Consider the following 11,394-nt stretch of genomic DNA (forward strand, 5'->3'; position numbering starts at 1 on the left):
CGGCAGCGCCGGGCGGGCGCGCCATCTCGCGACTGTCCGAAGATGGACGTGCTGGACGTTGGAAGTGGTGGTTTTTGGAAGCGTTGCAGGATCGAGTGCCGCCCCGAGCCCGGAGCGTGCGCAGCCGCGGGCGCGGGGCTAATGGCCCGCGATGAGAATGCCCGAGCGGTGGAGACCGCGGCAGAACTGAAACTGGTTACCCATATGCCGAAAATCGGCCAAGCTGCCGTTATTGTCAAATCACATCGGCGCCAGGAAAAGCCCGGGCCGGTCGCGAGAGCGGCGGCATTGCAGCCCGCCTTAACCTTTGGTTAAGCTTGTTCAGGCGCTCTGAAGCGACCGTCCGTCCTCCAGCCTGCCCAGAGAGTTCCATGCGCCTGTACGTCATCGCCGCCACGGCCCTGATCAGCCTCGCGCCGGCCCTCGCCCAGACCACCGGCTCGATCAGCACCTCCGCCCGCGCGCGGGACAGCCACCCCACGCCGGCAGCGCGCCCTACGAACACCTCTTTCGAGGTTTTCCTGGAGCGGCTCTGGCCGCTCGCCCAGGCCCGCGGCGTCTCCCGCGCCAATTTCGACGCCGCCTTTCGCGGCGTGACGCCTGACCCCTCGATCGTGGCGCTGACCCGCAAGCAGTCGGAATTCACCGCGCCGATCTGGGGCTATCTCAACAGCGCCGTCGGAGGCACGCGCATCCCGCGCGGCCGCGACGCGGCGACGCAGCATGCCGGCGTACTGGCGCAGGTCGAGGCGCGCTACGGCGTTCCCCGCGAGATCATCCTCGGCGTCTGGGGCATGGAAACCAATTACGGCTCGTTCAAGGGCAACAAGGACACTATCCGCTCGCTCGCGACACTGGCCAACATACGCTATCGCGGCGACTTCTTCCGCGACGAGCTTCTGATCGCGCTGGAGCTCATCGAGGAAGGCCATGTCGAGCGGCGGGAGCTCAGCGGCTCCTGGGCCGGCGCCATGGGCCACACCCAGTTCATGCCGTCTAGCTACCGGAAATATGCCGTCGATTTCACGGGCGACGGCCATTCGGACATCTGGAACTCGACCGCCGACGCGCTCGCTTCCACCGCCAACTACCTCAAGGGCCATGGCTGGGTGCAAGGCCTGCCCTGGGGCCTCGAGGTCACCCTGCCTGATGGCTTCGACCACCGGCTGATCAAGGCGAATTTCTCGGCCTTCGCCTCGGCCGGCGTGCGCCGCGCCGATGGCGGCCGCCTGCCCTCTTCCGGCGAGGCGCGCCTGTTCTATCCGGCAGGCCATCGCGGCCCGGTGATGCTGCTGACCGAGAATTTCGACGTCATCAAGAAATACAATTCCTCCGACGCCTACGCGCTGGCGGTCGGCCATCTCGGCGACCGCATCATGGGCCGCCCCGCGATCCAGGCCGACTGGCCGGTCAAGGCGCCCCGCCTCGACATGGCGGCCACCAAGGACCTCCAGCGCCGGCTGAAAACGCTCGGCCTCTACAACCACGACGCCGATGGCCGCATCGGCACCGGCACGCGCGAGGCCGTGCGGCAGTATCAGCTGCGCAATGGCGAGATCGCCGATGGCTGGCCGACTCCGGCCCTGCTGGCGCGGATGCGCGCCGGGCGCTGACCTTCGCGCCATCGCGCGCTATACTGCAGGAATGCCGGCCACCGGCGCGGGACGGAAAGCCCGATGCGTTTGCGTTCGCTTCTGATGCTCCTGGCAGCTGCCGGATTGTTGCTCCTGACCGGCGGCCCCTCCTCGCTCGCCCAGATGCAGCGCCAGCCGGCGCAACAGCGCAGCCTCTTCCAACTGTTCTGGCAGCAGCCGGCAGCACCGCCGGTCGCCCAGCCGCGGCGCCAGCGCGTTGCGCCGGCGGCGCCTGCACGGCGCCGGCCGGCCGCCCCCGTCGTGGTGCGGGACGACCCGGTCATTCCCAAGGTCGATGTCGCCCATCACCTGCTGGTGATCGGGGATTCGCTCGGGCACCTCCTCGCCGACGGGCTGGAAGAAGCGCTGGAAGACCGGCCCGACCTCGCCGTGGTTCAGAAGGCCAAGCCGGATTCGGGCCTCGTCCGGAGCGACTTCTACGACTGGCCGAAGGTCGCGACCGAGTTGCTCGCCGCAGACCAGAAGATCAGTCTCGGCGTGATGATGATCGGCCTGAACGACAGGCAGGCCATCCGCGAGGGCGACATCGTCCACGAGCCGCTGAGCCCACGCTGGCTCGAGCTCTATCGCGAGCGCATCACGGCCATGGCCCAGATCTTCGCAGGCAAGCGCATCCCGCTGATCTGGGTCGGCGCCCCGCCGGTCCAGAATCCGCGGCTCTCGGCCGATTTCGTCACCTTCAACGAGCAGTATCGTCAGGAAGTCGAGCGCGCAGGCGGCGAATATGTCGATCTCTGGGGCGCCTTCGTCGACGCCGAGAATCGCTATGCCGCGATGGGCCCTGACGTTTCCGGGCAAACCACGCGGCTGCGCCTCGGCGACGGCATCCACTTCACCGAAGCCGGCTCGCGCAAGGCCGCGCATTTCGTCGATGTGCTGATCCGCCGTATGTTCCAGCCCGGCGCCCTGGGCAACGTCATCGCCCTGCCGGTCCAGCCCGATGCGGGCGCCGCTTCAGGCCAGGCGACTCCGCCCGACGTCGAGCGGCTGATCGACCAGATGGTCAGCGGCCTGCCCGCCATCAGCTTGCCGACTGCGCTTCAGGCCAAGCCGCTGGCCGGGCCTATCCTGCCGCTGACCGGATTGGCACCGCAAGGCGAGCAGGCGCTACTGGTCTCGATCCCGGAGGCGCGCGGCCGCGGCGAGATCGCGGCCCAACTCAACCGCATCTTCGACGAGGGCATCCTGCCCGAGCCCAAGCCCGGCCGCATGGACGACCATCGCTGGCCGCGCTGACTGACAGGCATCGATCACCCCGCCATCAGCCTGTCGAAGACCGGGTCAGGATCGTCGACCTCGACCAGGCGCTTGCCCGTGATGACCCAGACCCGCGTCGCCACCGCCCGCACGAAGGCGCGGTCATGGCTGACCAGCAGGCAGGCCGATTCCTGCCTGATCAGCTCGGCCTCCAACATGTCCTGCCCCTCGATGTCGAGATGGTTGGTCGGCTCGTCGAGCAGGAAGAAATTGGGCTCGGCCAAGCGCAGCAACAGCATCGCCAGCCGCGCGCGCTGCCCGCCCGAGAGGCGGGCTGTCGGCGCGGTCTGGGCCTCGCTCGCGATGCCGGCTCCGGCGAGTACGGTACGGGCCGTCTGGTCGCCGAGATCGCTCGCGTGCTTCACGGCGTCCCAGGGCGTGCGCCAGTCGTCGAGCTGCGAGAGCGCCTGGTCAGAATAGCCCAGCTCGAGACTCGCCGCGCCGCGGATGTCCGGGTCGGAGGCGCCGAGCGCCGCGCGCAGCCGCATGACGAAACGTGTCTTGCCGCTGCCATTGGCGCCGAGCAACGCGATCCGGTCGCCCTTCTCGATCCAGAGCGGCCCGATCCGGAACAGCATACGCCCGTCCGGCGTGGCAATCGCGGTTTCCTTGATCGCGACCAGCGCCTTGGCATGGGTTCCGCTGCCGGCGAGCCGAATGGTGCCGGCCGAACGCTCCTTGTGGCCGGGCCGCGCCTGCTCCTCCAGCTTGTCCGCCCGCTCCGACAATTGCCTGGTCTTGACCACCAGCAGGTCCGAGCCGGAGTTGATGCCGATGTTCTTGAGCTTGGCCGCCTGCTGTCGCAGCGCCTTGACCTTGCGCATCTCGTTCTCGAATTGCCGGCCCCGCGCCGCATCGCGCTCCTCCAGCGCCTGCAGGGCGCGCGAATAGGGCAAGGCGAAATCGGCGCTCTCGGCCGGACGCAGGAACAAGGTGCGCGTACTGATATCGTCGAGGAAGGCGCGGTCATGGCTCGCCGCGACCACGGCGCAGTCGCGCGGCAGGGCGGCGAGGAAGCGCTCCAGCAGGCCGATCCGTTCGAGGTCGAGATGGTTGGTCGGCTCGTCGAGCAGCAGCAGGTCAGGCTCGGTCACGGCCGCCCGCGCCAGCAGCATCGTCCGCTGCCAACCACCGGACAGGCTGCGGACCGGGCGGCTGCGCAGGCTCTCCTCGACCATGAGGTCGTCCAGCAGCACATCGACGCGCCAGCTATCTGCTTCCGCGGCTTCAGGATCGAGCGCATCGCGCACGGCATCGTAGAGGCTGAGTTGCAGCAGGTGCTCCGGCGGGTCCTGTGGGGCGAAGGCGGTGACGAGGCCGCGCGACCGGGTCACGGTTCCGCCCGTCGCCTCCTCGGTACCGGCCATGATGCGCAGGAGCGAGGATTTCCCGCGCCCGTTGGCGGCGACGAGGCCGAGGCGGTCGCCCTTGGCGATGGCGAGGTCGAGGCCGGCGAAGAGCGGTGCGCTGCGGGCGAGCGAGAGGTCTTTCAGGGTGATCAGGGACATCGAAATCTCATTGGGTCAGACGTGCGCGCGGGAGCGCGCCAAAAAAGGCTGACGATGAGACGGCGATGCGCTCCCTGTCAGCCCCGCGACGAGAAGCGCGGGGCGCAGACAGGTCCGCGGGTGCGGCAATGGAAGCGGCGGCGCGGCGCCTGCTTCCCCTTCTGGCTCGTTTTCATGGCGATGATCATAGCAATGGCAGCGCGGATGAACAGAGCTTCGCCGGCATGACGGGCGCGAGGCAACAGCGGAGCTCGGTCATGACGCAAGTGGACCAACTGGACTATAGGGACGCTGGAGAGCCAACTTCAGCTGGCGGAAACGCCGAAATCTCGAGGAAACAGCGAGGAACATCGATGGCCGACGACAAGATCGAAATCGAGAACGTCAACGCACCCGGCAGGACCGAACGGGTCGACCGGGCCAAATATCTCGCGATGCGCAAGGCGCTGTTGACCGTTCTGCCGGAGGCCGCGCCGGGACTGAAGGTCGCCGACGCCAAGGCGGCCTTGATGCGGCATCTGCCCGACGAGCTGTTTCCCCAGGGAAAGACGGCCGGATGGTGGCTCAAGGCCGTGCAACTCGACCTCGAAGCCAAGGGCGCGATCAAGCGCGCGCCTGGCTCGCCGGTCCAACTCCACAAGGCCGAGCCGTCGAAGGGCTGATCCTCGGACCGGAATCCTGAACGATCAGCCCCCGCTCGCCTGTCACACCGGCAGGATGGTCTCGCCCATCAGCTCCTTGTCGATCGCATGCGCGGCCTGGCGGCCCTCACGGATCGCCCACACCACGAGCGACTGGCCGCGGCGCATGTCGCCGGCGACATAGACCTTGTCGACGCTGGTGCGGTAGTCGCGCTCATTGGCGACGACATTGGCGCGCCTGTCGACCGCGACGCCGGACTGCGCGATCATGCCCTCGATGATCGAGCCGGCGAAGCCGATGGCGAGGAAGCAGAGATCGGCCTGGAGCACGAACTCGGTGCCGGGAATCGGCTTGCGCTTCTCGTCGACGCGCGCGCATTTCACGCCGGTCAGTCGGCCGTTGCGGCCTTCGAGCCCGAGCGTCGCCGCCTGGAACTCGCGCTCGGCGCCTTCCGCCTGCGAGGAGGAGGTGCGAAACTTCGTCGGCCAATAAGGCCAGACGGTGAGCTTGTCCTCGATCTGCGGCGCGATCGGCCGGATGTCGAGCTGCGTCACCGAGAGCGCGCCCTGGCGGAATGCCGTGCCGACGCAGTCGGACGCGGTGTCGCCGCCGCCGACGACCACGACATGCTTGCCGGCCGCCAGGATCGGCGTGATCTTCGAGACGTCCTCGCCGCCGCTGCGCTTGTTCTGCTGGGTCAGGTACGGCATCGCATAATGCACGCCGGAGAGGTTGGTGTCCGGCAGGCCGGGATCGCGCGGCGCTTCCGCTCCGCCGGTCATCAGCACGGCGTCATGCTCGTCGACGAGCTTCTCGAAAGGCAGCGTCACGCCGACATTGGCGTTGTAGTGGAAGACGACGCCCTCGGCCTCCATCTGGGCGACGCGCCGGTCGATATGCTTCTTCTCCATCTTGAAGTCGGGGATGCCGTAGCGCAGCAGGCCGCCGGCCCGCGCCTCCCGCTCATAGACATGCACGTCATGGCCGACGCGGGCGAGCTGCTGGGCGGCCGCGAGCCCGGCCGGGCCGGAGCCCACCACGGCGATGCGCTTGCCGGTCTTCACCGAAGCCGGCTCGGGGACGATCCAGCCCTCCTGCCAGCCCTTGTCGGCGATCGCCTGCTCGATCGTCTTGATCGTCACCGGCATGTTCTCGAGGTTCAGCGTGCAGGCTTCCTCGCAGGGCGCGGGGCAGATGCGGCCGGTGAACTCCGGGAAGTTGTTGGTGGAATGGAGGTTGCGCAGCGCGTCGCCCCAGTTGCCGGAATAGACCAGCTCGTTCCAGTCCGGGATCTGGTTGTGCACCGGGCAGCCGGTCGGGCCGTGGCAGAAGGGGATGCCGCAATCCATGCAGCGCGCCGCCTGCTTCTTGACGTCGCGCTCCTCCAGCGGGAGCGTGAACTCCCGGAAGTGGCGGATGCGGTCGCCGGCGAGCTGATACTTCTGCTCCTGCCGGTCGTATTCCAGAAAGCCCGTGACCTTGCCCATCAATCTGTTTCTCTCGTCGTCCTGCCCGGGCCGGCCCGGGCATCCCCGAAGGCCGGGGCGCCTGTCCTGATGATGTCCCGGGCCGGATGCGCCGCCCGGGACTGACGAGTCGTCCTATTCGGCCGCCTGGAGTGAGCGCGCCTGCTCCATCTCGCGCAGTGCCCGGCGGTATTCGACCGGCATCACCTTGACGAATTTGGTCCGATACTCGGCCCAGTTGTCGAGGATGCGACGCGCCGTCTCCGAACCGGTGTAGTCGGCATGGTTCGTCAGCATCTGCATCAGCCGCTCCTCGTCATGGCCGGACATGTTGATCATGTCGATCCGGCCCTTGTGCTCGAGGTCGCCGCCATGATGGTGCAGCCGCTCCATCAGGTCCTCCTCCTCCTCGACCGGCTCGAGATCGACCATGGAGAGGTTGCAGCGCTGCTTGAAGTCGCCGGACTCGTCCAGGACATAGGCGATGCCACCTGACATGCCGGCCGCGAAGTTGCGGCCCGTCGGGCCGATCACCGCGACGACGCCGCCCGTCATGTACTCGCAGCCATGGTCGCCCGTTCCCTCGACGACCGCGATCGCGCCCGAATTGCGGACGGCGAAGCGCTCGCCGGCGACGCCGCGGAAATAGGCCTCGCCCGCGATCGCGCCGTAGAGCACGGTGTTGCCGACGATGATCGAGCGTTCCGGCACCGCCTTCGAGGCCGGATCCGGCCTGACGATCAGCTTGCCGCCCGAGAGCCCCTTGCCGACATAGTCGTTGGCCTGGCCCGTCAGCTCGACCGTGACGCCCGCGGCGAGGAAAGCCGCGAAGCTCTGGCCGGAGGTGCCCTTCAGCTTCACCGTGATGGTGTCGTCCGGCAGGCCGGCATGGCCGTACTTCTTCGCGACCACGCCCGACAGCATCGCACCGGCGCTGCGGTCGACATTGCAGATCGCATGCTCGATCACGACCGGGGTGCCGGTCTCGACCGCATCCTGCGCCTTCGCGATCAGCGTCCGGTCGAGCACGTCGTCGATCGGGTGCTTCTGCAGCTCGACATGGCGGATCGCGACCTCGGGCAGGTCGACCTTGTGGAAGAGCCGCGAGAAATCGAGCCCCTTCGCCTTCCAGTGGTCGATCGCCTCCCGCTTGTCGAGCAGGTCAGAGCGGCCGACGATCTGCTCCAGCTTGGTGAAGCCGAGCTCGGCCATGATCCGCCGCACATCCTCGGCCACGAAGAAGAAGTAGTTCACGACATGCTCGGGCAGGCCCTTGAAGCGCTTGCGCAGCACCGGATCCTGCGTCGCGACGCCGACCGGGCAGGTGTTGAGATGGCACTTGCGCATCATGATGCAGCCGGCCGCGATCAGCGGCGCGGTCGAGAAGCCGAACTCGTCGGCGCCCAGCAGCGCGCCGATGACGACGTCGCGGCCGGTGCGCAGGCCGCCATCGACCTGCAGCGCGATGCGCCCGCGCAGCCGGTTCAGCACCAGCGTCTGCTGGGTCTCGGCCAGGCCGATCTCCCAGGGCGAGCCCGCATGCTTCAGCGAGGTCAGCGGGCTCGCGCCCGTGCCGCCCTCGAAGCCGGAGATGGTGATGTGGTCCGCCCGCGACTTGGCGACGCCGGCGGCGACCGTGCCGACGCCGATCTCGGAGACGAGCTTGACCGAGACGTCGGCTGCCGGATTGACGTTCTTCAGGTCGAAGATCAGCTGCGCCAGATCCTCGATCGAGTAGATGTCGTGATGCGGCGGCGGCGAGATCAGGCCGACGCCCGGCGTCGAATGCCGGGTCTTGGCGATCTTGGCGTCGACCTTGTGGCCGGGCAGCTGGCCACCCTCGCCGGGCTTGGCGCCTTGAGCGACCTTGATCTGCATCACGTCGGCATTGACCAGATATTCGGTCGTCACGCCGAAGCGGCCCGATGCGATCTGCTTGATCGCCGAGCGCTTGGAACGGCCGTCCGGCATCGGCTTGAAGCGGATCGCTTCCTCGCCGCCCTCGCCGGTGTTCGACTTGGCGCCGATCTGGTTCATCGCGATGGCCAGCGTCTCATGCGCCTCGCGCGAGATCGAGCCGAAGGACATCGCTCCGGTGGCGAAGCGCTTGACGATGTCGGCCGCGGGCTCGACGCTCTCCAGCGGCACCGGCTGGCGCCCGTCATCGACGGCGTTCTTCAGCTTGAACAGGCCGCGGATCGTGGTCAGCCGCTGCGCCTCGTCATTGACCTGCCGGGCGAACTCCTCGTAGCGGTCCTGCGCGTTCAGGCGCACGGCGTGCTGCAGCGAGGCGACGACGTCGGGCTGCCAGACATGGTCCTCGCCGCGGATGCGGTACATGTACTCGCCGCCGATATCGAGGCTGTCGCGATAGACCGGCGCATCGCCGAAGGCGTCGCGGTGGCGTCGCACGCTCTCCTCGGCGATCTCGTCGAGGCCTACGCCCTCGATCGCGGTCTTGGTGCCGAAGAAATAGCGGTCGACGAAGGCGGTCCGCAGGCCCACCGCGTCGAAGATCTGCGCGCCGCAATAGGACTGGTAGGTCGAGATGCCCATCTTGGACATCACCTTCAGCACACCCTTGCCGACCGACTTGATGTAGCGCTTCACCACCTCATAGGCGTCGACCTCGGTCGGGAAGGCGCCCTGCTCATGTTGGTCGAGCAGCGTGTCGAAGGCGAGATAGGGGTTGATCGCCTCCGCGCCATAACCCGCCAGGCAGCAGAAATGATGGATCTCGCGCGGCTCGCCGGATTCGACGACGAGGCCGACCGAAGTGCGCAGGCCCTTGCGGATCAGGTGATGATGCACCGCAGCCGTCGCCAGCAGCGCCGGGATCGGGATGCGGTCGGCACCAACCTGCCGGTCGGACAGGATGATGATGTTGTAGCCGCCATGGACGGCAGCCTCCGCGCGCTCGCAGAGCCGCGCCAGCGCGCCTTCCATGCCGGTCGCGCCGTCGCGCGCCGGATAGGTGAAATCGATCGTCTTGGTGTCGAAGCGGTCCTCGTAATGGCCGATGCAGCGGATCTTCTCGAGATCCTCATTGGTCAGGATCGGCGTGCGCACTTCGAGGCGCTTGCGGCGCGAGGTGCCTTCCAGGTCCAGGATGTTCGGCCGCGGCCCGATGAAGGAGAGCAGGCTCATCACCAGCTCCTCGCGGATCGGATCGATCGGCGGGTTCGTCACCTGCGCGAAGTTCTGCTTGAAATAGGTATAGAGCAGCTTCGACTTGAGCGAGAGCGCCGAGATCGGCGTGTCGGTGCCCATCGAGCCGACGGCTTCCTGCCCGGTCACGGCCATCGGCGCCATCAGCAGGCGGACATCCTCCTGCGTGTAGCCGAAGGCCTGCTGGCGATCGAGCAGCGGCACGTCGGTGCGCGAGGCCCGCGCCTCGACCGGCGGCAGCTCCTCCAGCACGATCTGGGTGCGCTTCAGCCAGTCCTTGTAAGGGTTGGCCATGCACAGCGACGTCTTGATCTCGTCGTCGCCGATGATGCGGCCCTGTTCGAGGTCGATCAGCAGCATCTTGCCGGGCTGGAGGCGCCACTTCTCGACGATCTTCTCCTCCGGAATCGGCAGCACGCCGAATTCGGAGGCGAGCACGACGAGCCCGTCATCGGTCACGAGATAGCGGGCTGGCCTGAGGCCGTTGCGGTCGAGCGTAGCTCCGATCTGCCTGCCGTCGGTGAAGGCGATCGCCGCCGGCCCGTCCCAGGGCTCCATCAGCGCGGCATGGTATTCGTAGAAGGCGCGCCGGTCCTCGCCCATCAGCGGGTTGCCGTTCCAGGCCTCGGGCACCAGCATCATCATCGCATGGGCGAGCGAATAGCCGCCCTGCACCAGGAATTCGAGCGCGTTGTCGAAGCAGGCGGTGTCCGACTGGCCCTCATAGGAGATCGGCCAGAGCTTCGAGATGTCGGCGCCGAACAGGTCGGAATCGACCGATGCCTGCCGCGCCGCCATCCAGTTGACGTTGCCGCGCAGCGTGTTGATCTCGCCGTTATGCGCGACCATCCGGTAGGGGTGGGCGAGCCGCCAGGACGGGAAGGTGTTGGTGGCGAAGCGTTGGTGCACGAGCGCGAGCGCGCTGATGTAGCGCTCGTCGGTCAGGTCCTTGAAATAGGAGCCGAGCTGGGTGACCAGCACCATGCCCTTGTAGACGATGGTGCGGCACGACACCGACACCGCATAATATTCGGACATGTCGCGGTCCTGCCCGCGATAGAGCTTGTTCGAGACCGACTTGCGCAGCACGTAGATCTGCCGCTCGAACTCGTCCTCGGTCGCGAACTCCTCCGGGCGGCCGATGAAGAGCTGGCGATGGACCGGCTCGGTCTCCAGGACGGCCTGGCCGAGATCGGCATTGTCGACCGGCACGTCGCGCCAGCCGAGCAGGATCATCCCCTCCTCCTCGACGGTCTGGGCGATGATCTCCTCGCAGATCGCGCGGCTCTCGGCATTCCGCGGCATAAAGAACTGGCCGATCGCGTAGAAGCCGGGCTCGGGCAGGGCGATGCCGATCTCGGCGCACTTCGCCACGAAGAATTCGTGCGGGATCTGGGTGAGGATGCCGCAACCATCGCCGAGCTTCGGATCGGCGCCGACCGCACCGCGATGATCGATGTTGTGCAGGATCTGCAGCCCCTGCGCGACGATGGCGTGGCTCTTGCGGTTCTTCATGTCGGCGACGAAGCCGACACCGCAGGAATCCTTCTCCATCGCGGGGTCATAGAGTCCCTGGGCCACCGGCATCGCCGGATCGCGGACCTCAGGGAAACGCTCGGAAGGCGTCGTGCCGTTCAGGACGGCACCGCTCGACTGGCTGGTAGCGCTCATCGTCAAACCCCGCTTGCCAATGCCGTC

6 protein-coding genes are annotated in these 11,394 nt (G+C 67.4%); 3 read left to right on the forward strand and 3 right to left on the reverse strand.

All coding sequences use genetic code 11. From position 1 onward, the window contains the following. Positions 1 to 371 precede the first annotated feature (371 nt). Positions 372 to 1,613 carry a lytic murein transglycosylase gene (locus ASE63_RS23600; protein ID WP_082610232.1) on the forward strand — a complete coding sequence of 414 codons (1,242 nt, stop codon included), beginning with the start codon at positions 372 to 374 and terminating at the stop codon, positions 1,611 to 1,613. 63 nt (positions 1,614 to 1,676) lie between these two features. Further along, positions 1,677 to 2,891: an SGNH family hydrolase gene (locus tag ASE63_RS23605; protein WP_056807613.1), complete on the forward strand. Its 1,215-nt coding sequence runs from the start codon at positions 1,677 to 1,679 to the stop codon at positions 2,889 to 2,891. A gap of 14 nt (positions 2,892 to 2,905) precedes the next feature. On the opposite strand, the gene ASE63_RS23610 is transcribed toward ASE63_RS23605, so the two are convergent. After that, positions 2,906 to 4,420, reverse strand: a complete 1,515-nt coding sequence (locus tag ASE63_RS23610; protein ID WP_056807614.1) for an ABC-F family ATP-binding cassette domain-containing protein — start codon at positions 4,418 to 4,420, stop codon at positions 2,906 to 2,908. 353 nt (positions 4,421 to 4,773) lie between these two features. On the opposite strand from ASE63_RS23610, the gene ASE63_RS23615 reads away from it, so the two are divergent. Next, a complete protein-coding gene (locus ASE63_RS23615; protein WP_056807617.1) occupies positions 4,774 to 5,082 on the forward strand; it encodes a hypothetical protein in 309 nt (102 codons plus the stop codon). A 42-nt stretch (positions 5,083 to 5,124) separates the two neighbouring features. Here ASE63_RS23615 and ASE63_RS23620 read toward each other — a convergent pair whose 3' ends face one another. Then, on the reverse strand, positions 5,125 to 6,549 hold the full coding sequence (locus ASE63_RS23620; protein ID WP_056807827.1) for a glutamate synthase subunit beta: 1,425 nt from the start codon (positions 6,547 to 6,549) through the stop codon (positions 5,125 to 5,127). 114 nt (positions 6,550 to 6,663) lie between these two features. Then, complete coding sequence (gene gltB / locus ASE63_RS23625) at positions 6,664 to 11,283, reverse strand: glutamate synthase large subunit (RefSeq protein WP_244491580.1); 4,620 nt, start codon at positions 11,281 to 11,283, stop codon at positions 6,664 to 6,666. Between the last annotated feature and the right edge of the window lie 111 nt (positions 11,284 to 11,394).

This window comes from Allobosea sp. Root381, assembly GCF_001429395.1.
Classification (GTDB): domain Bacteria; phylum Pseudomonadota; class Alphaproteobacteria; order Rhizobiales; family Beijerinckiaceae; genus Allobosea.

Excerpts from the sequence above, each read along its gene's own strand:
- ASE63_RS23600 (WP_082610232.1), top strand. The coding sequence starts at position 372 with ATGCGCCTGTACGTCATCGCCGCCACGGCCCTGATCAGCCTCGCGCCG.
- ASE63_RS23615 (WP_056807617.1), top strand. The coding sequence starts at position 4,774 with ATGGCCGACGACAAGATCGAAATCGAGAACGTCAACGCACCCGGCAGG.
- gltB (WP_244491580.1), bottom strand. The coding sequence starts at position 11,283 with ATGCCGGTGGCCCAGGGACTCTATGACCCCGCGATGGAGAAGGATTCC.
- ASE63_RS23610 (WP_056807614.1), bottom strand. The coding sequence starts at position 4,420 with ATGTCCCTGATCACCCTGAAAGACCTCTCGCTCGCCCGCAGCGCACCG.
- ASE63_RS23620 (WP_056807827.1), bottom strand. The coding sequence starts at position 6,549 with ATGGGCAAGGTCACGGGCTTTCTGGAATACGACCGGCAGGAGCAGAAG.
- ASE63_RS23605 (WP_056807613.1), top strand. The coding sequence starts at position 1,677 with ATGCGTTTGCGTTCGCTTCTGATGCTCCTGGCAGCTGCCGGATTGTTG.